Consider the following 24427-nt stretch of genomic DNA (forward strand, 5'->3'; position numbering starts at 1 on the left):
TCATTAGGCGGTCCACGTCGGACGGGTTCCGAGCGGGCCGGCAATCGGCGTCAGCGGGTTTCAATTTGCGCCTGCAGCTGGCCGCCGACAATGGATATTTCTTTGAATTGTTCACCCTCGCGCAGCACGAACAACGCGTCCATCCCGCGTTCCTGAGCCAGACGCGGGCCCTCGGTTTCGCCCAGGACCATTAGCGCCGTGGCCCAGGCATCGGCGAGCATGCACGAGGCCGCCACTACGGTGACGGCGGCGAGCGGGTTGCACAGCGGCGCACCGGTGGCCGGGTTCATGGTGTGAGCATAGGATTGACCGGCCACATCGACCCAATGTCGATAGTCCCCGGAGGTCGCGATTGCGGCATCGCTGAGTTCCATCACCCCCATGACTTCACGCACGCCCCGGTTGGGCTTTTCCAGGGCCACGGCCCAGCACTGGCCGTCAGGTTTGACGCCCCGGGCGCGCATCTCGCCATCGATGCCGACCAGGTAGCGGGTGATGCCAAAACCCTCCAGGCAACGGGCCAGTTCATCAACGCCAAAACCTTTGGCGATGCCACTCAAGTCAAGGTTCAGCGGGACGCGCTTGCGCGCCTGATTGTGTTGCGGCTCAACCACCAATGCGGCGCTGGCTAACAGCCGGGCGCGCGGCGCAATCGTGCCGATCGCCTGCTCTGTGACCGTCTGCTCCCCTGGGCCGAAGCCCCAGGCGTTCACCAGGTCACCGACGGCGATGTCGAAGGCGCCGCCCGATTGCTCACTGACGCGCAGTGCCGCAGACAGCACCGTGGCCAGTTCCTTGGGCACGGACACCCATTCCTGCTCGGGGGCGGCGTTGAGGCGGTTGAGGTCCGAGTCGGGTTTCCAGCTGGACATTTGCTGGTCCACCCGGGCCACGGCGCGCGCCAGGCGCTGGCCAATTTCGTCGGTATCGATCCCGGCCCCGGCATAAAACAGGGCGGTGTATCGGGTGCCCATGGTTTCGCCGTTCAGGCTATAGCGCTGCAACTCAGTAGACGTCTTCACGGTAGCGTCCCTGTGCCTTGAGAGTCAGCACACTCAGGTTGAGAGGCGCCAACACTTCATCGAGGGCCTGCATCACGCCTTTGGCCATTTCGCGACTGCCACACACCAGCACCTGGGCGCCTTTTTCAATCAGCCGGCGCAAGGCCAGGGCATCGCTGATGAGCCGGTCCTGCACGTAGCTGCGGTCCTGAACCTGAGAGAAGGCGGCGCGCAGTGCCGTGAGGCGGCGGTCTGACAAGTATTGGTTGAGCTCCGGTTCGTAGAGAAAGTCCGAGGCCGGGTTGCGCCCGCCCCAATACAAGTGCATCGGGTGTCGGGCCTTGTTGTTGCGGATAAAACCGGCCAGGGGACCGATGCCGGTCCCGGCGCCGATCAGGATCACCGGGTGCGCGCCCGATGCCGGACGAAATTGCGGGTTGGGCTGGATGAAGGCTTCGATCTGCGCGCCGATGTCCAGGCCATGAAGGAATTCCGAGCACACGCCACCGTTGTGTTTACGCACACAGATCTCCAGCACGCCGTCCTGGGAACCGCTGGCCAGCGAGTAGAACCGCGGGATCGGGCTGCCCGGCGGCAGAATCCCGACCAGGTCGCCGGCCAGAAAGTCCGGCAGTTCGCCGCAGGCTTTGAAGCGCAGGATGTGGGTCGGCGCGTTCACCTGTTCGCCATAGGCAATCCGCTCTGTCAGCTTCAATTGATGGGTACGCGGCTGCTGCGGGGTGTGAACCAGCGCCAGCTCCTGCCCCAACACGTCACCCAACGCGTGGCCCCAGCGCGCAAACTCCTGAGGGGACTGGCGGTTGACGGTTTCCAGCGCCAGCAATGGCGAGCCACCGGCCTGCAACATGGCGTCCTGCACTTGATGGGCGTACTGACAGAACTGCGCAAACTGGCGGTCGCCCAGGCCCAGCACCGCAAAGGGCAGGCCGGGCTTGAGGCCGGTTTTGGCCAGCCGCGCCAGAAACTGCGAAGCCGAGGCCGGCGCATCGCCGTCACCGTGGGTCGCGGTGAGGATGAAGACCCGTTGGGCATTGCGGTAATCGCCCGCCCATTCATTCATCGCCGCGCTGTGTACCTGATGGCCACTCTGGTGCAAGGCGTCGTGCAAGGTTTTGGCAAAGCCCCAGGTGCTGTTGTTTTCGCTGCCCACCAGAATCACGCTGTCGGCGGAGTGGGCAGGGCTGTTGTGGCGGATGTTCGGGCCAGCCTTGCGGCGGCGCCACCACAACAGGATGCCGGTCACGCTCATCAACGGCACGCAGAGGGCGCAGAGCCCCAGCGGCAGGCCTAGCCACCAGAGGCCTTCGCCAGTGTGCAACTGATAGATCAATTCGTAGAGGTTGTGCATCGAGTCGTGGGCTTGATAGGACAACAAAGCGCCGCTGGCCTGATCCACATAGCCGTCGCCCTGGGCCGTGCGCAGGGAAAACACATCGCGCGGGTTGCCGGGGTTCGGGTAGACCAGCTCGCGCAGGTCGTTCAGGTCGGCGGCCTGCAAGGCTTGCAGCTTCGCTACCGGCAAGGCCGGGCCGGCGCTGACGTGGGCGGGGAAGGTGGGTTCACTTTGACTGCCGTCGGCGATAAAACCAAAAGTGGTGGCGGACATGTAGAGCCCGCTCAAAGCCGACAGCAGCAGCCCCAGCAAGGCCAATCGCCCGACTTCAGCATGCCAGCGCTGGCTGAAAGTGCCCCGCAGTGGCCGCAGCAGGTTGCGCCAGCCACCCAGGCGCCGGGCCAGCAATAGCGCGCCGGACACTGACAGTATCAGCATGAACAGGGCGCCGACCCCCGACACCCCATGGCCCGGCGTACCAAGAAATAGCGAGCGGTGCAGGTCTTTCACCCAGCGTGTGAACGCGGATGGTTCGTAAGGGGCGAGGCCTTTGCCGGTCAGTGGGTCGACCTTTTCCGCCCCGGCCTGGCCGTTCTGGTTGTAGTAGACGATCACCGTGCCGGACGCTGAGCGCTGGATCTGCTCCACGCCTGGAAAGTGGTTGGCAACGCGCCCGGCCAGTTGGCCGACGTTGAGTTGTCCGGCAGGGGTGGACGTGCTGTGCAGGCGTTCCAGCGCCGGGTCGACCGACAGGATCGCGCCGCTGATGGCCAATAACATGACCAGCAGGGCGGCGATCAGGCCAGGAAGGGAATGGAACTGACGAAGCATGTTCAGCCTCCAGAGATGGCGGGTGCTATAGATCGTAAGTAAAGGACTCGACATAGGTACTGCCGGGCGCTGGCTTGCCGGCGCCCTTGGATGTCAACGGCATGCTGACATCGGCGCGAGCGTCACGTTTGTCCTCGACGGCGCTGTCGATGCGGATCTGATACCCGGCATCGATCAGGGTGTCTGCCAGTTCGACGCTGACTTTGAGCGTGCGCCCGCTGCCGACACTGGCGCCGCTGACCCCGTCAAATTCGCTGGGGTTCATCCCGCTGCCACGGGCCCAGTCGCCCAAATGCTTGTAGTACTTGGCCTTCTTGCCGGCCACCCACAGGGTTTTCTGGTATTGGCCATTGGCGTCGGTGACGTAGATCGCCAGGTAGGCATCATTGCCGCTGTAGTCCTTGAGCTGGGTGGTCAGGGTCACTTCACGGGCCTGGGCCAGCCCTGGCAGGGCAATGGCGCCGACGAGGCAGGTGGCTGCGATGATCTTCTTCATGAGGGTGTCCTTTTGATCGTTAGGTCGAGAGCCTGGACCTGCTTGCTGACAGCAACCTGAAACGCAGGAAAAACTCATCGACAGGTGAGGTGTCATTCGGTGATCGGGCTACCGAGGTAATCCCTGGCATTGCCATCGTCGCGGAAGTGGATCTCGAGGGTGCGCAGGCGCAGCGAGGCCGGTGAGTAGCTGGCTTCGATGGCGTTGCCTTTGCGGTCCAGGCCCTTGAGCTCGTAACAGCCGTCGTCGACTTTGATGCGCTGCACGCTCCAGCCGTATTGCCGCTCGACCTGCTGACGCAAGGTGTCGCGCGGTTGCCAGTCGCTCACCGGGTCGCTGCAGTCGTCGTCAGCCAGGGCGTAACCGCTGAGCAGCAGGCTCAACAGCGCGGCATTGGCAATAAAACCTGATTTCATGATCTGTCTCCTGCCGAGGTCGGCGTCTGTGGCATACCCTAAGGTGCATTGCTGACAACCAGCTGAATCTTCAGATTCACGTCAGGTAAGGCGATTAAGGTGCTGCACGACAACCATCACAGGAGGTTCCAGATGCGGGTTCTATTGGTCGAGGACGCACCAGGGTTGGGGGATGCGGTGCGCGAGCAGATTGCCGATGACGGCCACGCCGTCGATTGGGTGCAGCGCCTGGACCACGCACGCAACAGCGTCCGCACCACGCCTTACGACCTGATCCTGCTGGACCTGATGCTCCCGGACGGTCGCGGGCTGGACTTTTTGCGTCAGCAGCGTTCGGCAGGTGACGTGACCCCGGTGATAATCCTGACGGCCCAGGATCAGATATCCGATCGCATTGCCGGCCTCAATGCCGGGGCCGACGATTACCTGGTCAAACCGTTCGATCTTTTCGAGCTTTCGGCCCGTGTGGCGGCGGTGGCCCGGCGTTATAGCGGCAATCCCAACCCGCAGATCAAGCTCGGTGATTTGCAGGTCGACATAAGCGCCCGCACCGTGCAGCGGGCCGGCACCACCGTAGACCTGACGGCTCGCGAATGGGCGCTGTTCGAAGCGTTCGTGCAGCGGCCCAGCGCGTTGTTGTCCAAGTCGCAGCTGGAAGAACGTCTGTATGCCTTCGGCGCCGAAATCGAGAGCAATACCATCGAGGTCTACATCAGCCGGCTGCGCAAAAAACTGGGACGCGAGCTGATTGAAACCGTGCGCGGCATGGGCTACCGGTTGATGGCCATATGAAGTCTTCTTTGAGCCTGCAAAAACGCCTCGGCCTGGGGCTGACCCTGGGCATGACTTTGCTGTGGCTGGGCGCGACCGTCGGCGCCTGGCTGGTGGTGCAACATGAGTTGAACGAGGCGTTCGACAGCGCGCTGGAAGAGACCGCGCAACGCATCTTGCCACTGGCCGTGCTGGAAATCAGCAACCGGGAGGAACCCCGTGAGGCTCAGCACGTTGCGACGTTGAAAATGCACAAGGAATACCTGACGTACCTGGTGCGCGATGCCAGCGGCAAGATCCTGATGCAATCCCACGACGCCAACCCGAAGATCTTCAGTCAACAGCCGACTGAGGGTTTTTCCACCTCTGAAAAATACCGCTTGTATGGCGCCAGTGCATTGCGCGAAACGCTGTTCATTGAGATCGCCGAGCCGCTGGGGCATCGCCGTGAAGCCGCGCGGGAAGCCTTGTTTGCCTTGTTGTTGCCGCTGTTGGCGCTGATTCCCGTCAGCCTGTTGGGCACCTGGTTGTTCGTGCGGATCAGCCTGCGCAGTGTGTTGGCGTATCGTCGTGCGGTCGAGGCGCGTGGCGTGGGTGACTTGTCGCCGATCAAGGTGGCCCGCCTGCCGGCAGAAATCGATCCATTGGCCGAGGCGGTCAACCACCTGCTGGAGCGCTTGCGCAAGGCCCTGGAAGCCGAGCGCAGCTTTACCGCCAACAGCGCCCATGAGCTGCGCACGCCACTGGCCGCGACCCTGGCGCAGATCCAGCGGTTACACCACGAGGCGCCCGAAGGCCCGTTGCGGGTACGAGCGGCGAAGATCGAAAACGCGTTGCGCGAGTTGGCGCGGCTTTCGGAAAAACTCATGCAACTGGCCAAGGCCGAGGGCGGTGGGCTGTTGTCCGAAACACCTCAGGACCTGATTCCATTGCTGGCCCATGGGGTCGACGAGTGGAACCATCGCAGCGGTCAGCGCATTGAGTTGCATTTGCCCGGTCAAGCCAGCGTGTACTCGAGCATCGATCCGGACGCCTTTGGTATCCTGTTGCGCAACCTGATCGAGAACGCGCTGAAGTACGGCGCAGCGGATCAACCGATCGAAGTCAGCCTCACCGAACAGGCACAACTGCGGGTGGTCAATAGCGGCCCGGCGGTGCCGCAGTCGGTATTGCAGCATCTGACAGAGCGCTTTGTGCGCGGTCACAGTGAAATCAGTGGTTCAGGGCTGGGGTTGGCGATTACTAAAACCATCGTTCAGGGGGTTAACGCGAGAATGAAACTGTTTTCCCCTGCTACAGGTCGACAGGAGGGTTTCGAAGTGTGCGTCTGGTTACCGCTTGCCTAGTTTTAAACAGATCGCCCGCTCCGCTGGGCTCTTTCTCAGCGTCGAGAATAACGAACATCTCCCGTCAGGGTCTTGAGTTCCTGAAAGAAATGCAGGACGAAGGGGGAGAGGAAAACAGGGTGGTCTTGTTTCTTGCGGCAGAGCCTTTGACGTTCTCACTGGGAAGGAACCAGGTCTGCTTTTCCAGATCGACATTTTTCCATCAGGCCTGCAGCAACCCGCCAATCCGGCACAGTGTGCCCAGGCTGACCCAAAGCGCGAGTTGAGTTTCTTTCTTCAGTGGCCGAGTGCCGTCGTATTTTTGACCGGCGGGCAGGGCACTGTAATGGCTGAACATCCGGGTGAGGTCGGCGAAGAAGCTGAGGGCTTGCCGGTGAGCGCCGCGGTTGACCACAGCCCGGATCAGCGCTCGAACATCATGCTCGGAAACACTACTGACTGACGTCTTGCCGAGTATTGGGCAGAGGTCATTATTAAAGCGTCGTTGCAACTCGGCATTGCCGTCTTTACGCGCGACGCCATCCAACGGCCAGGCCGGATAGAGAAGCAAAGTCCCGAGGAAGCGATCATCGAAAATCTGCCACTTAGTTTATCCACCTCGTAATTGACTGGCGATTAGTTGGCAGGGGATCTTGACGATTGTAAAAAGATCATCGGGATCTCGTAACCTGCTGCAATGTCTTCATAACTAATGATCGTACCTCAACGGTTTATAAAAACTACTCTCTTATTTCGTTCAGTTTGCAATACTCCTCCCAGTCCATTTCTACCATTTCTGCCACTTCTCGATGGAACTCCAGCGTCAGGTATTTCAGCTCTTCAGAAGACTCTGAAATCATGATGAGCGTAAGCTCCCATACTTCGATCCCCAGACGTATCGCCTCCTGCTCAAAAGCTGACTCAATGCATAGTTTTCTTTCGGCCTGATTCAGTTCTTTGACATCGTCATTTAGTAATGAATTACCGTTGAAAAATTTCGAGAGCGCTAATTCTCTTCGTAGATCATCCGAGTTCATCAGCTTCTCCAGCAATGGGATCCGTCTCGGTATTTTTTGCCTCGTAATACATAACATTGTCCATGGCTAGGCAATCTCAGTGTCATCGAACCAACTACGAATCATTTGGAGCAAAAACAGATGCATCGTGTCCCACCAACGTTTCCACCAGGCGCCGGTTTCCCCATCTTCAAGGGTAATTAATGGCCGACTCCCCAACTTTTGGCCATCTTCGTACAGCCCCAGCGTTCCGACGATGGTACCAGCGGCAATAGGGGCCTCAAGCGGTCCATCAATCTCAAGGCGCGTCTCTATTTTTCGACTTGTATTTTTGGGCAGGGTGAGAGTCAGATCATCGAGTAATCCCAGTGCAATCGATCGCTGCTTACCTTTCCAGAGCGCAGACTCTGTGAGTATCTCTCCGCCTTTTTTGTAGGTTTTTGTGTCATAGAAGCGAAACCCATAGCCCATCAACTTTTCTGTTTCTGCTGTGCGTTTATATGTACTGCTTGCGCCAAGGATCACGCTGATCAAGCGTCGCCTGGCTCGGTACGACGAAGCCACCATGCAATAACCGGCCGCCTCGGTATGACCGGTTTTCAAGCCATCGAAACTGGGGGCTCGCCATAAAAGGAGATTTCGGTTGGCCTGCCGAATCCCGTTCCAGGTGAGGTATTTTTTGGAATAAAGCGAATATGAACTAGCTCCTTCGCCAATGATTGCCGCCGCCAATGTGGCCATGTCGCGAGCAGATGAATAATGCGCTGGCTCAGGCAGCCCGGTGGCATTCATAAAGTGAGTATTGCTCATTCCTAAGGTTTTCGCGGTCGCATTCATCATCCCGACGAAGACGCCTTCACTTCCAGCTACATGTTCAGCAAGTGCAACGCTTGCATCATTACCGGAGACGATGATCACACCGCTCAGCAAATCCTGAATCGAGACTGTGCTGCCAGGGTCAAGAAACATTCGTGAGCCACCCGTACGCCAGGCGTTTTCGCTGATCGTGACTGTGTCATTTTCTTTCATGCGCCCGGCCTTAATTTCACGTGTAGTGATAAACGCGGTCATCATTTTTGTCAGGCTGGCTGGGGGCAGACGCATATCGCTGTTATGACTGGTAATCACACTACCCGTTGCCGCATCAATCAGTATCCAGGCTTTGGCTCCGAGCTTTGGTGCTGCAGGGATCATCGCCCCTCGAGTGTTCGTTTCAGCCCGAGCATGGTTAATACAGGCAAAAGGCGTTGTTACACAGAGCACGGTCAACACAAGACGGAACAACAGATATTTCACAACCAGGAAGCCTTGGTTTTGCAGAAAGTACGGACAAACCTAGCCCACAGCTCTAATGCGCTCAAATTAAACTCAATTAACTTAAATTTAATGTTCAGCCAGTGATTGATACGAAGGTGACTCGGAGATCATCGGGCAGTGAATCAAGACACGGGTACCGCAGTGCATCGCTGCGGGTTGGATATCCAGCGAGTAGCCGTGCAATTTGACGACGGCAGCGACCAACGATAATCCGAGACCATGCCCGGGTTGCATCTTGCTTGCATCTCCTCGATAGAGCCTGCGAATGACGTGCGTACGGTCCGTTTCGGGTATGCCGGCACCATCGTCAGCGACTTCAATGATGACGGTTGACTCCTCGATACTTCCCCGCAGTTTGATATGCCCACACTCCGGCGTAAATTTGATCGCGTTATCGAGCAGATTGACCACAGCCTCAAACAGCAACGAAGCGTCGCCATACAGTTGGGGTAGGTCATTGGTAATTTCTAGAGAAAGCGTTTGAGAACGATCAAGTGCCAACGGTTCATAAAATTCATGTGCTTGTTGTAACAACGCCATGATTTGGAAAGGTGCAAATGCAGAGCGGCGGCGAATGTCCTCGAGTTCAGCAACTCGAAGCAATCCTTGAAAACGCACCATGATCGATTCGCTTTCCTCAAGGGCCTGATTTAATATTCGCTCGTGATCACTGTCCAATGGCAGTTGCTGGAGCTGATAAAGCCTTGCACGCAACCGCGTCAGCGGTGTACGCAAATCATGGGCGACACCATCGCAGACGCTTTTGACCTCATGCATCAGTTGCTCGATGTGATCGAGCATCGTATTCACAGCGCTCGCCAGCATATCCAACTCATCGCGGCGGGCGGATAAGGGTAAACGCTCCGACAAGTTGCCTGAAACGATACTCTCGGTACAAAGCTGCAAACGTTTGACACGGCGTAATGGCAGCCGCCGTAATAAATACCAGCCAATCAATCCGGGGATGAGCGTTAATGAAAATCCCCACATCAATGCTTGCTCGATAATCCCACCAACGGCTGAGATCGAGCCGCCGTCCCGTGCCAAAATAAGAATATGTCCGTCTCGGCGCCGAGTTAAAAGGGCATAGCTGCTTCTGGTTTCTTCATTGGGTAATGCAATACTTAATCCGCGCTCAAGATAATGGACCTTCCCATCATCGGGCAAACTGGAACGCAGTTTGAGCAGATCTCCTGCAATGTGCTGGCCATCGGCTGTGAACAATCCGTACGCATCGATGCCGGGCGTTGAATAGGCTTCACTGGCAGCCAGTTCTTTTGCCAGTTTTTTATCATCGACTTTTTGATAGTAGTGCGCACGCTGCAATAATGTTCGCTCTGCAACGGTTCCCAGGTAATGGGAGATTTGCCAGTACAATACCCCGGTGAAAAGCGCTCCCCAAACCACAAAAAATATGGCGTAGAACCCGATCAATCGACTACCGGAAGAGCGCCATTCCTCAGTTTTTTGTAGCAAGGACATATCCTGCACCACGTATCGTATGGATGATGGGAGAGTCTTTATCGCCTTCGAGTTTTTTGCGCAGTCGGCCAATGTGAACATCAATGATGTTCGTTCCCGGATCGAAGTGGTAACCCCAGACCTCTTCGAATAGCATGGTGCGTGTGACCAGTTGGCCGGCACTGCGCATCAGGTAATTGAGCAGTTTGAACTCGGTCGGAAGCAGCAGGATGTGTTCATCGTTTCGAGTCAATTTGTGCTCCACCAGATCCAGTCGCAGGTTTCCGTAACTGAGATGTGGATGGCTAGAATCGGCACTGGTGCGCCGAAGCAACGCGTCTAGACGCGCAAGCATCTCGATAGGCGAGAATGGTTTGGTCAAATAGTCATCGCCGCCCGCCCGAAGCCCCTTAACGCGCTCATCTATGTCTGAAAGTGCACTGATCATCAGGACCGGTGTCTGGATTCCAAGACTCCGTAACGTACTGACGATCGTTAGCCCATCAAAATCGGGTAGCATCCGATCCAGAGTAATGGCGTCATAGCCTCCAGCAATCGCCAAGGCCAGTCCGTCTCGTCCGGTTTCGGCCCATCTGGAGCTGAAGCCGTTGCGTTGGAGCGCGGCGATGATGACTTCCGCCGTCACCTCGTCATCCTCTATAACCAACGCGTAACTCATAACTTTCTCCGTGTAATGCCGAACGCCGATACGGCATACCCTAAGAGACCAACGTTGCGGCCGAAAATTAAATATTTCTTAATCCACCTTAACCTTGATGCCTTCCAAAGCACGGATATATTTCCCATGACGGATGCTCGCACGTACTGAAAGGAGGAAAATTGTGACCCCGTATTTGGCTTTCTTTTTGCTCGCATTCGGCTTGGTGTGTACCTATGCGAATTGGATTACTGCATAAAGAAAACTAGCGTAGCTGGAGCGCATGAGCTGAACGCACAGCGAAGGCTTGTCCCGTTTCCCTGATGGAGCGTTCGGTATTTACCCAAAAATCATTGATTGGGAGTTCGTTAGCCGATACAGGTCGCCTCACCTGTCATTTCTCAGCGAGCATCTCGGAGCAGCCATCCCATCGTCATGGGTGCTCGGTCGCCTCCATTTCATCAAGTCATTCCCGTGATTTGATTCAAACCAGCATCAAATACCAAATCGACAGCTGAGCAAAACGGTACTGACCATCCGATCATGCGTTGGCTGTGCAGCTTCACGCGACCACCAATGGCACCAACCACGGGGGCTTTGCAACTCACGGTTTATGCAGGTGTCGATTGTTTATGGTTGCAGATCAATGCTCGGTTTCCACTTCTGGAGAACCCTATGACTCGGCAAGAAGAATTTTTAGCAAAAGCGCTGGAAATACACCATGAGTACGAACAGGCGACAGCTATCATCCACGCCATGATGAGTAAAAACATTGCCGTGGGTCCTGAGTGGGACGCTGCTGTTGCGAGGCAGCTCACGGCGCTTGACGCCTGGATGGAATTACCTCGTGGTTACGGCAATCTTCAGGACGACGACTGATCCACTGGCTCGCTTGCACTAGCGCAATTTAGTAATTCCTGCAGGATCGAAAGCCTCTTCTTTTCTCGACTCATATTTGGAAGGAGGTATCACATTCAGCCTGCCTCGCATGCCCACATCTGCATAGAAGGTTGCCTGTAAGTTGGTGCGCCAATCCACTTGCTCATGAAATAACATTGGTTGTCAAAACACAGCTGATAATCGCCAGCCTCAGGCGTTCGCCCCAGAATCAGTGGCTGCATAGGTGGCAACGATCGCCGGTAGTGCCAACTACCATTTTCCAGTCGAGCACCTGGCGGAATGTCCATTCCTGCGCCATTGCCACGCACTCGAGCTTCTTCCAGTACCAGGCCCTGCTTGGTGATACGGTAGTCCTCTTCCCAGCGAATCTTTTCAATCGTGTGATTCCACGCCAGCGTGAAGTGTGAAACCGACAGTTGAGCCCACACGGCGCCGGTCAGGCCCAGACATAATCCGATCATGCGTTGGCGATCCCTGCCTGACGGGAACGCCAAACATGTTGAAATATCATCAATGTCCCGAGGGCGAAGCCCAGCTCATCAGTCAGTGGCAACGCAACAACCAGCAAGGCTCCCGCGCCTACGCACGACAATCGCTCCCAAACAGGCATCTTGCGTTGCAAGTAGCCGGTGGAGGCCATTCCCCAAAGCCCGACCGCCAATGTTGTCTTGATCAACATGTAGGCGGTTGCCCAAAGATTGTCACCTTGCAGCATCAACGCCGGGTTGTAGACCGCCATGAAAGGAATGACGAAACCCGCCAACGCGATTCGAACCGCCCACAGGCTGATCTTGAATCCACTCTCTTTGGCGATCGGTGCGGCCGCAAAGCAGGCGAGAGCGACCGGGGGGGTGAGATCGGCGAGGATGCCGAAATAAAACACGAACATGTGCGAAACGATCAGAGGCACACCCAACTCCAGCAGCGCAGGGGCTGCGATCGAGCTGGTGATGATGTAATTGGGAATGGTCGGGATGCCCATGCCCAGCACAAGGCAAGTGATCATCGTCAAGATCAGCGAAAGCAGCAGGTTGTCCCGGCCTATAGCTAAAATGTAACCCGCAAAGGTGGAGGCCACGCCGGTCAATGACACCACACCGATAATGATGCCCACCAGTGCACAGGCGATACCTACCGGTACCGCATGGCGCGCGCCTTCGACTAGAGCGTGCAGGCAGATGGTCAATGTTTCGTGACCGCCCTTGATGAACCAGCAGACGACCACCAGTACGCCGATGACCGCAAAGATCACACCGATCCCGAGCTGAAAAAAACCGGTACACAAGATGCCAAGCGCTATCCAAAAGGTGCAACGTAGACCGAAGCTTTGCACTCTGAGAATAATCGCCGAGCCGAGAATCACGATAGCTGTCAGTGCCAGGCCGACCATGCCGGAGAATAGGGGCGTGCGCCCGGAGAACAATAAATAAACCAATACCAACAGTGGAATCAGCAGGTACCAGTTCTCCTTGACCGCCCCCAACGCACTGGGACACTGGTCTTTGGGAAGGCCTTCGAGATTCGAGCGCTTGGCCTCCAGGTGAACCATCCAGAACACCGAGCCGAAATAAAGGATAGCGGGTATCAACGCCGCTTTGGCGATCTCCACGAAGGGGACGTTGATGGTTTCGGCCATGATGAAGGCGACGGCCCCCATCACTGGCGGCATCAACTGGCTGCCCATGCTGGAGGTGGCTTCCACGCCGCCGGCAAATGCAGCTCGGTAGCCAAAGCGTTTCATGAGTGGGATGGTGAATTGCCCCGTGGTAACGACGTTGGCAATCCCGGAGCCGGTAATGGTACCCATCAACGCCGATGAGGCGACCGCAACTTTAGCTGGCCCGCCCAATTTGTGACCGAACAGGCCCATGGCGAAATCGGTGAACAGTTTGATCATGCCGGCTTGTTCAAGAAACGCGCCGAATAGAATGAAAAGAAAAATGTAGGTAGCCGATACATAGGTCGGCGTGCCGTACAGCCCTTCGGTACCAAATGACAATTGATTGATGATCTGATCGAAGCCATATCCGCGGTGGGCCAAGTCGCCAGGCAGATATTCGCCAAACAAGCCATAAGCCAGAAATAGACCGCAAATGATGGGCAGAGCAATGCCCATCACTCGCCTTGCAGCTTCGAACACCAGTGCAATCAGCAAAAGACCGAGCACGGTGTCTGCAAATGTCAGATCGCCAGACCGCTGGATCAGATCAGCCTCGAATACCCACTGATACAAGGCCGTGGCGATGGCCGCTAAACTGAGCAACCAGGCCAGAGGTTGCCAGGGACGCTTCCTGCCGTACGCCGGGTAGCTCAGAAATACTACCCACAGTAGGAAGCCCACGTGTACCGCGCGCAGAACTTGGCTTGAGATCGGCGAAAACGCAGCGGTGAAAATCTGAAAAATCGAGAACAGCAATGCCACGAAAAATAGGGCTTTTGGCCAGTCTCGCGGATTCGCGGAGATGCCGTGATGATCTTCACTCATGTGCTGCCTGCCTCATGACTGCATGGAAGGTGGGGCGAACAGTCGACGCAGTGATAGTTCTGACCGATACGCCCTGGCGCGTTACAGCGCGTCTTTTTCCTTGTAATAACGTTCGGCGCCCGGATGGAGCGCAATTGGCAGGTTTTTGGCGGCAGATTCCAGCTTGATGTCCTTGGCCGCCGAATGCGAGTTACCCAAGCGTGTAAGGTTTTCGAACAGCAACCTGGTCATCTGGTAAGCCACTTCATCTGGCACATCAGCACGGGTGACCAGGATATTAGTGATCGCCACCGTTGGCACCGCATCAGGTTGCCCATCATAGGTGTTGGCCGGAATCATGGCGCCCTGATAGGCCGGGTTGCCGATCTTTGCAACGACGTCAGTCGGGATGGACACATAGTTCAGCGGCATGACAGAGGACAGGTCACGAATGGCCGCCATGCCCAGCCCGGAAGACTGCAGCGTGGCGTCCAATTGTCGATTCTTGATCAGCTCGACCGATTCGGCAAATGGCAGGTATTGAACTTTACCCATATCTTCGTAGGTCAGACCCGCGGCTTTGAAAATCGCCCGCGCGTTGAGCTCTGTGCCAGATTTCGGTGCTCCGACCGAGATGGTTTTGCCTTTGAGGTCGGCTAGCGTCTTGATTCCCGACTCCTTGCTGGCCACGATTTGAATGTAGTTGGGGTAAGCGCCGGCAATCGCGCGCAACTTGGTCAGTGGAGCGTTGAATCCTGCATCTGCGACACCATTTTTTGCGTCGGCCACGGAGTCCCCCAGAGCCAAGGCCAGTTCACCTCGACCGGCCTGCAGCAGGTTCAAGTTCTCCACTGAGGCTTTAGTGGCTTGCACCGATGTTTTCACCCCTGGTATGCCGTCGCTGTAGATCTGCGACAGACCGACACCGATCGGGTAGTAAACCCCGCTGGTCCCCCCAGTCAGTATATTGATGAACACTGGCGCGGCATGCGTTGTGGTGGTGATTGCCAAGGTTGCGGCGGCAACTAAGAGGGCAAAGCGGCTTTTTACTCGCATGAGAAACTCTCCGTCTTGTTATGGCTTTATGCAGAGTGTTCCAACTGTAGTCGATACTGACGCAGACGTGGCGAGAGGGTAGTCAATTTCTGGCTGGGGGATCGGCTACCGATATGTGGGGTTTCGGGTGAATTGTTTTGTAATCATTTTCCCTGCTCCGGTTGGAGCGCATAACGAATGCGGTTAGTCTTGCCTCACTTCGTTGACGAAAACTTCAACTGGAATCCGCTCGAGTGATCAAACCGCTACTTTTGATACGCCGTCGCTTTGCCTCGATCCGGTGGCGTACACGGGTGACGCTTTGGGCTGCCGCTACACTCGCGGGCCTGTTGGTAGTGATGTTCGCCCGGTTGGCCGACCTGGCTCTCACGCAATTCGCTCAACAGGCCGCCGAGCGACCGTGGTTGCCCTTTTTATATACGCCGCTGATTGGCATGCTGGTTGTGTGGATGACCACCCGTTTTTTTGTGGGCTCCCAAGGCAGTGGCATCCCTCAAGTGATCGCCGCCACCCGCCTGGCTCATCAAGGGAAGCCAGTCGATAAACTGGTGTCGCTGCGTATCGCCTTCGCCAAGATAGGCCTTGGCACTCTGGCGCTGACCGGAGGCTTTTCGGCCGGGCGCGAAGGCCCTTCGGTGCAAGTTGCGGCCTCGATCATGCATTTCTTTCACCGCTATTTGCCCAATGCACGAATCATTCGCAGCGAAGACCTCATCCTCGCGGGCGGCGCTGCAGGCATTGCCGCAGCGTTCAATACTCCGCTGGCCGGCGTTGCCTTTGCGGTCGAAGAATTGGGTCGCAAGTTGGAAACCCGCACCAGTGGGGTCTTGCTCAGTACGATCATTCTGTCGGGGATGGTCGCAATTGCTTTGCAGGGTAACTACAACTATTTCGGTCATTTTGATGTTCAAGACATTCATCTCGACATGATTGCGCCGGTGCTGGTCACCGGTATTGGCTGCGGTCTCCTGGGTGGTTTGTTCAGCCGGCTGTTGCTGTGGCCCCAGCGACATCATCGATTTGTTGTCTGGGAATGGCGGCGTATGCACCCCGTCTGGTTCGCTGGCGCTTGCGGATTGGTCGTGGCAATTCTCGGTTGGCTCAGCGCAGGGACGTCATTTGGCAGCGGTTACGGTATTACCTCCCAGGTCATCGTGTCCGATGTCAGCCTACCTTGGCATGCGCCGATCACGCGTTTTCTGGCGACCGTCGTGACTTACTTTTCTGGGATCCCCGGGGGCATTTTTGCGCCGTCTCTGGCGGTAGGTGCTGCTGTTGGGGCAAATGCCGCCGAACTTTTCGGCCTGGCTGCTCAGCCGATCATTGCCCTGTGCATGGCTGGGTTCCTGGCTGCGGTCACGCAGTCGCCCATCACGTCCGCAATCATCGTGATGGAGATGATCGACAGCCACGGAATGGTGATCAGTCTCCTGGCTGTCGCGCTCATTGCCAAAGCGGTCAGTGCAAGGATGGGCCCCGAGTTGTATCAGCAGTTGGCCCGCGGATTTCTGCAAGCCCCGGACAGTGATGCAACTTCGCGAAAATCTGGGTGACCTAGCGCATCAGTTGTCGTGCCGTTGCGCCAAGTATCTGTTTGTCCTCCTCCAATGTCAGTGCAAGGTTCGCGCGCTTGATTAGGAGATCGGCATGCCTGGTACAGGCACCGCCGAACATATCAGGGTGTATGTGCGCGAGACTGACAAGGGCCTTTATCAAGCGAAGGTCCACTTCGATCAAGCCTGCTCCGTCTCGAGCTATGGGCGCGAATAAGTCATCGAAAAGGTCATCGACCATCAGGCTGCGCAAGTAAACCTGCTCGCAATTTTCATCGATTTTTGCCGCAGGCTCTTGGGGTATGCTCCAACAGGTTAGGCTTCTGACCCCGCGCCCAATGACGTCGATTGCCGTTCCAGGGTCGTTAACTGCTGGCGATAATGCGCGTGAGGCAATCTCGGAAAGCACCGACAGCCCGAACCGTGGATCATGCTCAAACGTCCGACGGACGCCGATGGTTAGCGCAGCGAGGATTTTTTCACTGCTGTCGTGCAAAGCGTCTGCGTGCTCCTTGTTCAAATTCACGGTTCGAGCGATCGGCATGTCCAGATGGACAAAGCTCCCCGGAAGGACGTCCAGGAAAATCTGTATTTCGCAGGTTTTGGCGATGGCACCTAATGCATGTACATCAATATGCTGGACGTACCCGGTTTGAAGACTTGAGATTATTTGCGCCGCGGGTGGAATCATCCACTCGGATGGGTAGGCAGCACCGCCCAAATGAGGCCATTGGATTCTGTGTTTGATGGCGTCGATGGTTGCCTGTTCGACACGATCAATGGTTTCACCCACCCGGCCAAGCTTGGACAGGTGATCGATCCAGCGCAAAAGCGTGTAGACAATCAGAATCACGACGGCAATGGTCACCGCAAATAGCAGAACCCTTCCTTGCGTGCCGTAGGCCCCGGTACTCAAAGCGATGATACCTACCAGGCTGAACAGAAATGATCCAATGAAGGTGGCGAGTGCATTTTGAGTCGTGGTGTCCTCCATCACCAGCGTGGTAGCACGAGGCGTTACGCCACTGCTGGCTGCACCGTAGGCAGTCACCATAGTACTCAGCGAAAAAGTGGTCACGGCGAGCATGCTCGAGGCGATGATGCCCAAGATTTTGTCGACGGCATCGGCGCCGATTCGGGTGGGTAATGATTCGGGAATGTAGTCCTTGAAGGCAACGGCGAGTAACGCAGTTGCTATTCCCAGCAAAGAAAACAGACTCGCTCTGAACCACAGCCGTTTGGTCAGTTGGTGTAGCACCCAGCGCCAGCGAGCGATCATTTTTAATATCCTTGATAGTGACGTGATCGGTCAGTAGTTTCGGATTTTCGTCAACAAAGGAGGAAGAGGTTATTACCTTTGGTGGAGTCTTCTTGGCAGACGAAGGTTCATTCAGTAGTTTGGCTTGGTCATTTACATCGTGCTTGTTAGCTACTTATCATCCGGCTGGGTGCGTTGCTGCATACGGCACGGCGCAGGTTAAGCTCAAACGTTGGTCGGGCCGCCAGCGGAGAGTTAATGTGTCTGATAAAAACTCGGCGTCCTCCTCTATTCCTCGTCCTCAGGTTTTGACCACTCGCGCACTGGCCGCAATAGAACGGTTTTCACATATCGAAGCGGTTAGCGGCATCGTCTTGCTGCTCGCTGCGATGGTTGCGCTCATCTGGGCCAACAGCCCGCTTGCTGATTCTTATGAGCACTTTTGGAACACCCAACTCACCTTAGGTTTAGGCGAGTTTACGGTCTCGTGTTCGCTGCATTTTTTGGTCAATGATGGGCTGATGGCTATTTTTTTTCTCGTGGTCGGAGCTGAGATACGCCAGGAAATCAATGACGGTGCGCTTGCGAATCTGAAGTTGGCGACGTTACCCCTTGGCGCGGCATTAGGTGGCGTCATGATGCCGGCGATTATTTACATGGCGTTCAACCAGGGTACCGACGCCAGTAGAGGGTGGGCTGTACCAACCGCCACCGACATTGCGTTTGCTGTCGGGGTTCTCGCACTGTTAGGAAAGTCGATTCCGGGTGGTATTCGCGTGCTGCTGCTGGCACTCGCCATCATCGACGACATTGTCGCCATCTTGATCATTGCCGTTTTCTATACCGCGAGCCTGGATTACCTGGGGTTAGTGGTTGCGATGAGCGGATTGGCTCTGGTGCTGCTATTTCAGAGAATGGGCATTGGCAAGGCCTACGTGTACATACTGCCGGGCGCCATTGTATGGTTTGGCCTCCTGAAAACCGGTGTTCATCCCACACTGGCGGGCGTGATTCTTGGTTTGATGACGCCGGTAAACTCCAAGCCCGCAACGGAACGGCCACTGGATACAATTGGACGAAGTTTCCATGAGCTGATCGATCGTTTCTCCCATTCCTCCAACAGTCCGGGGGAGGTCGCCAAGCCGCTGAAGCAACTTCAGCAAGCACAGAGGGAAATATTGCCTCCGGTACAGCGGGTCCAAGTAGGACTGCACCCATGGGTAGCGTTTGGTGTCATGCCGCTCTTCGCTTTGGCCAATGCGGGGGTCGGCCTTGAAGGCATCAATCTTGACGATGATGTCTCTCGGAATATCTTCCTGGGTGTGATAACAGCGCTGGTGCTCGGCAAGCCGCTCGGAATCGTTCTTGCGAGCTTCGCCCTCGTCAAGCTCAACGTCTGCAAGCTGCCTGAGGGTGTGACATGGAGTGGTATCGGGCTGGTGGGTTTGTTGGCCGGTATCGGATTTACGATGTCCATCTTTATCTCATCGTTGGCGTTTTCTGATCCTGCGTTCCTTTCTTCGGCAAAACTCAGTGTTCTTGCGGCTTCAGCAGTGGCTGCAATCACCGGATTGATCTGGGGGAAAATAAAGTTCTGACAGTTTATTCTCGGATCAACGTCTGATTGTGCGCCGTGATGGTTTACAGTTCGCTCAATCTCTTGCCCATTCCCCGGTAGCTCAAGAAAAAATTTGCCGGCGGTTTTTTTAGCTTCTCATTGCAGTGGTGAAGGTGACAGCCAGCTGTAACAGAATTTTTTATAAATGGATTGCTTCGCAAAATGTGCTTTGGCAATATCGGCGACCTGTGTTCCTCATTCAGTTCTCTATCCCTCTCATTTGGGAACTGTGCAGTAGGGGAGTACAGGTAAGCCCGGCCCTGTGCCGGGTTTTTTCGTAGGAGACATTGCTCAATTACGTTGCAGATACTTTCAACTCGTCGGTCTATGTCCATCGCGGCTTATTGGTATCGTCCTCGGTGTATTTCTGATCACGCTGGCTGTCAGCAGGGTCATTCCCATGGTTACGCTCGAGGCCTACGGGTACAGCGATGACCTTCCCGCGTTTCTTTGGTGGAGTTTGATCACTTTCCTCGGTGGCCTTCCGTTGGTCGTGCGAGGACGGCCAGATACCGTGATGCTCCGTCCAAGGGAAATTGGTGGCTATCTGGTTGTGTTTTCACAGTGGTTACGGCTTGTGGGACGCCTTTCGTATCGTGACAGTCAATGTGGCGACCAAAGAATTTGGTCCCCCTTCGACAAAAAGCCCGCCAAGTGTGGGCTTTTTGTCGTCTGGCTATCCGTTTAAACCGTGGCAATTTCCTTCATGACACGGGCGGCCAAGGTGGAAAGTCAACTCATGCCCAGCCAGTTTGGCAGCACAAGGGAAATCCAGGGAACGTAGGTAACCAGGATCAGGAACAGCAGCAGGATCATCAGCCAGGGCATGGCGGCCCTTATGGTGGCTGGCAATGTCATACCTGTCACAGCCGAGGTGACGAACAGATTCAGGCCCACCGGTGGCGTGATCAGGCCGATCTCAAGATTGACCACCATGATGATGCCGAGGTGAATCGGGTCGATACCCAGTTTGATGGCAATGGGAAAGAGGATCGGCGCCAGAATCAGAATGATGGCCGACGGTTCCATAAAGGCGCCCGCAATCAGTAGCACGATGTTCACCACCAGCAGAAACATGACGGGCGTCAGGCCGGCCTCGATCACCCAGGCGGTAATCTGTTGCGGAAGCTGCTCGGTGGTCAGCACATGGGCGAAGAGCATGGCGTTGGCGATGATGAACATCAGCATGATGCTCAACTTCGCAGAGTCCAGCAGGACTTTCGGGGTTTCACGAAACGTCAGGTCCTTGTAGACGAACAAGGCGATGAAGGCCGAGTAAACCGCCGCCACAGCCGCCGCCTCGGTCGGGGTAAACATTCCGGAGTAGATGCCACCCAGGATGATCAGCATCAGCAACAGTCCCCAAATCGCCTTGCGTGCGGTGCCGAGTAGTTCACGCAATGTCGCGCGGGGCAGCGCGGGCAGGTTTTTCTTAACGGCGACAATATAGATCGCCACCATCAGCGCTGTACCCAACAACAAACCTGGCACCACACCCGCCATGAACAGCTTGCCGACGGAGGTTTCGGTCGCGGCGGCATAGACTACCATCACGATCGAGGGAGGAATCAGGATGCCCAGGGTCCCTGCATTGCAGATGATCCCTGCGCCAAAGGCCTGCGGATAACCGGAGCGCACCATACCGGCAATGGCAATCGAACCCACGGCGGCCACAGTCGCCGGACTGGAGCCGGAAAGAGCGGCGAATAGCATGCAGGCCAACACCGCCGCAATAGCGAGGCCGCCGCGAATATGGCCGACACAGGCATTGGCAAAATCGATCAGCCGACGGGCAACGCCACCGGTGGTCATGAATGCACCAGCGAGCAGGAAAAACGGAATGGCCAGCAGCGTGTAATGTTCCGAAGTCTCGAATAGCTTAATCGCCAGGGAGCGCACGGAATCGGGACTGAAAAAAATGATGGTCAAGGAGCCGGCCAGTCCCAGGGAAATGGCGATGGGAACACCAATGAACATCAGGACGAACAGGGCCGCGAAAAGGAAAGTAATGGTCATGGCTTGTCGTCCTCGTGTTCGGCCAATTTCAAGGCATCGGCGGCTTCATTAGCCAGCCCCAGACCGGTTTGGCGGTTCTGCAGGATGCGCACGAGAATCTCAGCGAAGCGAATGAAGACCAGGGCAAAACCCAAAGGGACGATCAAACCGATATGCCATTGCATGATGCCAACGTGGCCAAGGTCCTCGGCACCGATGCCTGCATTCATCAGGGTCTGAATCCATTCGAAGCTGGCAACGCTGAGTAGCCCTGCATAGGTCAGGCAGCACAGACAGGCCACAATACCTATGTACTTCTGTACCGATCTGCTGGTCAGTCGGACGAGCGCGTCTACACCTATATGCCCCGCCGTGCGCACGCCGTAGGCCAGTCCGAAAAAGATCAACCAGCCAAACAGGGCTTTGGTCAGTGCGCTGCTCCAGGTCATCGCCTGGGCCATGCCCATGATCCCGTCGCCCATTGCGAATAACGGGGCGCTCGCAGTACCCCAATGATCGCCTAGCCAGTAGAAAAAACTGTAGAGGTTGTTGAGGATCACGTAAACGAACGTGACCAGCGTCATGGCGGCAAGAAGGAAGACGATAAAACCCTCCTCGAAGTGTTCCCAGATACGCTGAAGCGCTTTCATGGATGGCATCTCCTATCGAGTAATGATCGGCAGGTGCCGCCCTGGGCAGCACCTGCATTGCGATCATTGGGCCTTGTTGGCGGCTTCGGCGGCAGAGATCAATTCAGGACCGATATCGCCCTCAAACTTCTTCCATACCGGTTTCATCGCTTCTCGCCATTGTTCGCGTTCCTCTGGCGTCAGGGTGATGATTTCAGTGGTCTTGGCCGCCAGGATGCGCTGCTTGTCGCCCTCATTGAGTTGTTCCGCGTCCTTGTTCACCTGAGCTGTGACTTCAACGACAATCTTGTCCAGTTCACTTCGAACATCCGGCGGCAAACCATTCCAGAACTTGGTGTTAGTGATCAGCATATAGTCCAGTACACCATGATTGGATTCCGTGATGTACTTCTGCACTTCATACATCTTCTGGCTGTAAATGTTCGAGTAAGGATTCTCCGCACCGTTGACCACACCGGTCTGCAGCCCCTGATAAACCTCTGCAAAACTCATCTTGCGCGGATTGGCGCGAACAGCCTTGAACTGCTCCTCAAGCACGGCAGACGCCTGCACCCGGAACTTCAGGCCACGGGCATCGGTAGGGACGCGCAGTGGCTTGTTGGCCGAAAGTTGCTTCATGCCGTTGTGCCAATAGGCCAGGCCGGTGATGTTCTTGCTCTCCATGGACTTGAGCAGCCCTTGCCCCTGCGGACTCAACTGGAAGCGGTTGACCGCGGCGATGTCGTCAAACAGGAAGGGCAGATCGAACAACTGGACAGACTTCGTGTACTGCTCAAACTTTGCGAGCGAGGGGGCAATCAACTGCACATCTCCCAACAGCAAGGCTTCCATCTCCTTACCGTCACCAAACAGGGACGAGTTGGGATAGACCTCGACCTTGACCTTGCCGGGCAGGCGCTCCTCGACCAATTTCTTGAACAGCAAGGCGCCTTGACCCTTGGGCGTTTGCTCGGCGACTACATGTGAGAACTTGATAATTATTGGATCGGCGGCCATCGCTGTGCTCAGCGTACCGAAGACAAGGGTACAGGCGAGTGCTTTGCATATTGACTTGAACATCGGAGGTATTCCTCTTGTTTTAGTTTTTTGTACATTCCAGGCATTGAAGCTCATTCATGCGGCGGACAAGAGGCAAGTCTAGGCGGAAAAATTCCATTGGGAGGATGGCAACCAGGATGGATTGAAATCCAGGTCATCGAATTCACTGAGATTGCAGCGAAAAATTAATACTGACGCGAGGAGCCGTACATCGCCCAATCCGACACAAGGTGCCGGGACAGGTCGTGAAGGCGGGAGAACAGATACTCCCACCACTGGACGAACTCATTGTGGCGCCGGGAGTATGAGCAAGTTCGCTCTGTCGTCGCGGCGCTGGCGGGTGATTGGGACGCGGCCAAAAGGGTTGAGCTGGTCCTCCCGGAAACTGGCATTTACAACTCGGAATTCGATGAAGTCGATGATCGCTTGAAGGCTTCGGCAAGCCAGACATCTTGTTGTGGCACTGGAGAGACAACCCTTGAGGCCGCGTGAGCGACAGATTTATTACAGATACCATATATATTTCGCAGCAGGTATTTGAAGAGCGCCGGAAAGCGATTCGACGTGGCTAACCCTGTATTACAGGGCTTTCATTGACAACGGTCGTCGGGATCCAGTCATTTTGATGGATTAATGTGTCGTTGACTCTTTACCTTGCATATGGGAAAACATATATTCGTTAAGCCGTATATGAGCTGAGGCTGCACAATGACCAGCAAAGCCCGTGTCCTGTTCGTCTGGAGTTTTGAAGACCCGGTCACCAGCACCAAACATGATGCCTTTCGTCTCACCCTTCACGAAATTCATGAGCGCATCAAGATGTTCGTCTTGGTCAAAAACAAACACTGAGAAACGATATGGCTGACCATCTGACACCGACCACTGTTTTCAAATGCCTGGCTGACGACACTCGGGTCCGCACGATGATGCTCATCACCCGTGAAGGAGAGCTTTGTGTTTGCGAGCTGACCAGCGCGTTGAACGAGAGTCAGCCAAAAGTCTCCAGGCACCTCGCGCAGCTGCGGAGTTGCGGCCTGTTGTCGGACCGTCGACAAGGCCAATGGGTGTATTACCGACTGCACCCGAATCTCCCGGATTGGGTTCATCAAGTACTGACCACTGTGCTCGAAAGCAACAAGCACTGGTTGAGCCCTGATGCCAAACGCCTTGATGAAATGGGCGACCGTCCTGAACGGGCACTGGCCTGCTGTGAAAGCTAAATAGCCTGACTCCGCCTTCGACTACGAGA

Annotated in this window: 21 protein-coding genes and 2 pseudogenes; 7 read left to right on the forward strand and 16 right to left on the reverse strand. The window is 56.0% G+C overall.

All coding sequences use genetic code 11. The features are described 5' to 3' along the window. Positions 1–50: 50 nt before the first annotated feature. From B723_RS17050 to B723_RS17065, 4 genes are all read right to left on the reverse strand, one after another. On the reverse strand, positions 51–1022 hold the full coding sequence (locus B723_RS17050) for an FAD:protein FMN transferase (protein ID WP_017337842.1): 972 nt from the start codon (positions 1020–1022) through the stop codon (positions 51–53). Beyond that, complete coding sequence (locus B723_RS17055) at positions 1006–3186, reverse strand: PepSY domain-containing protein (RefSeq protein WP_017337843.1); 2181 nt, start codon at positions 3184–3186, stop codon at positions 1006–1008. The genes B723_RS17050 and B723_RS17055 overlap by 17 nt, the downstream gene beginning before the upstream one ends. 25 nt (positions 3187–3211) lie before the next feature. Beyond that, the gene (locus tag B723_RS17060) at positions 3212–3682 is read right to left on the reverse strand and encodes a DUF2271 domain-containing protein (RefSeq protein ID WP_017337844.1); all 471 of its coding nucleotides are present in this window, start codon (positions 3680–3682) and stop codon (positions 3212–3214) included. A gap of 92 nt (positions 3683–3774) precedes the next feature. Continuing rightward, positions 3775–4098 (reverse strand): PepSY domain-containing protein, encoded by a 324-nt coding sequence (locus B723_RS17065; RefSeq protein WP_017337845.1) that lies wholly within the window; start codon positions 4096–4098, stop codon positions 3775–3777. A 132-nt stretch (positions 4099–4230) separates the two neighbouring features. On the opposite strand from B723_RS17065, the gene B723_RS17070 reads away from it, so the two are divergent. Further along, a complete protein-coding gene (locus tag B723_RS17070) occupies positions 4231–4890 on the forward strand; it encodes a response regulator transcription factor (protein WP_017337846.1) in 660 nt (219 codons plus the stop codon). Continuing rightward, a complete protein-coding gene (locus tag B723_RS17075) occupies positions 4887–6215 on the forward strand; it encodes a sensor histidine kinase (protein ID WP_017337847.1) in 1329 nt (442 codons plus the stop codon). Before B723_RS17070 ends, B723_RS17075 begins: the two co-directional genes overlap by 4 nt. Positions 6216–6262: 47 nt before the next feature. On the opposite strand, the pseudogene B723_RS33010 reads toward B723_RS17075, so the two are convergent. From B723_RS33010 to B723_RS17100, 5 genes and pseudogenes are all read right to left on the reverse strand, one after another. Next, positions 6263–6759: pseudogene (locus B723_RS33010) on the reverse strand (site-specific integrase); the annotation flags it as partial. Positions 6760–6934: 175 nt separating this feature from the next. Next, entirely contained in the window at positions 6935–7231 is a 297-nt protein-coding gene (locus B723_RS17085) for a DUF6388 family protein (RefSeq protein ID WP_017337849.1), read from the reverse strand. A 66-nt stretch (positions 7232–7297) separates the two neighbouring features. After that, positions 7298–8506, reverse strand: a complete 1209-nt coding sequence (locus B723_RS17090) for a D-alanyl-D-alanine carboxypeptidase family protein (protein WP_031318689.1) — start codon at positions 8504–8506, stop codon at positions 7298–7300. A gap of 87 nt (positions 8507–8593) precedes the next feature. Beyond that, positions 8594–10009 (reverse strand): sensor histidine kinase, encoded by a 1416-nt coding sequence (locus B723_RS17095; RefSeq protein ID WP_017337851.1) that lies wholly within the window; start codon positions 10007–10009, stop codon positions 8594–8596. Further along, a complete protein-coding gene (locus B723_RS17100) occupies positions 9987–10667 on the reverse strand; it encodes a response regulator transcription factor (protein WP_017337852.1) in 681 nt (226 codons plus the stop codon). Before B723_RS17100 ends, B723_RS17095 begins: the two co-directional genes overlap by 23 nt. A 555-nt stretch (positions 10668–11222) precedes the next feature. Between B723_RS17100 and B723_RS17105 the strand changes: the two genes are divergently transcribed. Then, positions 11223–11525, forward strand: a complete 303-nt coding sequence (locus B723_RS17105) for a hypothetical protein (protein ID WP_238588285.1) — start codon at positions 11223–11225, stop codon at positions 11523–11525. Positions 11526–11620: 95 nt separating this feature from the next. On the opposite strand, the gene B723_RS17110 is transcribed toward B723_RS17105, so the two are convergent. The 3 genes from B723_RS17110 to B723_RS17120 all read right to left on the reverse strand — a co-directional run bounded on the left by B723_RS17110 (position 11621) and on the right by B723_RS17120 (position 15066). Then, positions 11621–12007, reverse strand: coding sequence for a DUF1850 domain-containing protein (locus B723_RS17110; RefSeq protein WP_017337854.1), 387 nt, complete (start codon positions 12005–12007; stop codon positions 11621–11623). Further along, entirely contained in the window at positions 12004–14031 is a 2028-nt protein-coding gene (locus B723_RS17115) for a TRAP transporter permease (protein WP_017337855.1), read from the reverse strand. Before B723_RS17115 ends, B723_RS17110 begins: the two co-directional genes overlap by 4 nt. 81 nt (positions 14032–14112) lie before the next feature. Beyond that, complete coding sequence (locus B723_RS17120; protein ID WP_017337856.1) at positions 14113–15066, reverse strand: TAXI family TRAP transporter solute-binding subunit; 954 nt, start codon at positions 15064–15066, stop codon at positions 14113–14115. A gap of 233 nt (positions 15067–15299) precedes the next feature. Between B723_RS17120 and B723_RS17125 the strand changes: the two genes are divergently transcribed. Continuing rightward, on the forward strand, positions 15300–16619 hold the full coding sequence (locus tag B723_RS17125) for a chloride channel protein (RefSeq protein ID WP_031318691.1): 1320 nt from the start codon (positions 15300–15302) through the stop codon (positions 16617–16619). 1 nt (position 16620) lies between these two features. On the opposite strand, the gene B723_RS17130 is transcribed toward B723_RS17125, so the two are convergent. After that, complete coding sequence (locus tag B723_RS17130; RefSeq protein WP_017337858.1) at positions 16621–17898, reverse strand: DUF2254 domain-containing protein; 1278 nt, start codon at positions 17896–17898, stop codon at positions 16621–16623. Between the two features lie 239 nt (positions 17899–18137). Here B723_RS17130 and nhaA point away from each other — a divergent pair, with 239 nt between their 5' ends. After that, positions 18138–19475, forward strand: a complete 1338-nt coding sequence (gene nhaA, locus B723_RS17135) for a Na+/H+ antiporter NhaA (RefSeq protein WP_017337859.1) — start codon at positions 18138–18140, stop codon at positions 19473–19475. A gap of 752 nt (positions 19476–20227) precedes the next feature. Here nhaA and dctM read toward each other — a convergent pair. The 3 genes from dctM to dctP form a co-directional block, all read right to left on the reverse strand. Beyond that, complete coding sequence (gene dctM / locus B723_RS17140) at positions 20228–21511, reverse strand: C4-dicarboxylate TRAP transporter large permease protein DctM (RefSeq protein WP_017337860.1); 1284 nt, start codon at positions 21509–21511, stop codon at positions 20228–20230. Continuing rightward, a complete protein-coding gene (locus tag B723_RS17145) occupies positions 21508–22140 on the reverse strand; it encodes a TRAP transporter small permease (RefSeq protein WP_017337861.1) in 633 nt (210 codons plus the stop codon). The genes dctM and B723_RS17145 overlap by 4 nt, the downstream gene beginning before the upstream one ends. Before the next feature lie 63 nt (positions 22141–22203). After that, the gene (dctP, locus tag B723_RS17150; protein WP_031318693.1) at positions 22204–23199 is read right to left on the reverse strand and encodes a C4-dicarboxylate TRAP substrate-binding protein DctP; all 996 of its coding nucleotides are present in this window, start codon (positions 23197–23199) and stop codon (positions 22204–22206) included. A gap of 717 nt (positions 23200–23916) precedes the next feature. Here dctP and B723_RS17155 point away from each other — a divergent pair. Then, positions 23917–24027, forward strand: a pseudogene (locus tag B723_RS17155) (ArsR family transcriptional regulator); the annotation flags it as partial. Between the two features lie 8 nt (positions 24028–24035). Further along, on the forward strand, positions 24036–24398 hold the full coding sequence (locus tag B723_RS17160; RefSeq protein ID WP_017337864.1) for a metalloregulator ArsR/SmtB family transcription factor: 363 nt from the start codon (positions 24036–24038) through the stop codon (positions 24396–24398). Positions 24399–24427: the final 29 nt, after the last annotated feature.

It is taken from the genome of Pseudomonas fluorescens NCIMB 11764, from assembly GCF_000293885.2.
In the GTDB taxonomy this organism is placed as follows: Bacteria; Pseudomonadota; Gammaproteobacteria; order Pseudomonadales; family Pseudomonadaceae; genus Aquipseudomonas; species Aquipseudomonas fluorescens_B.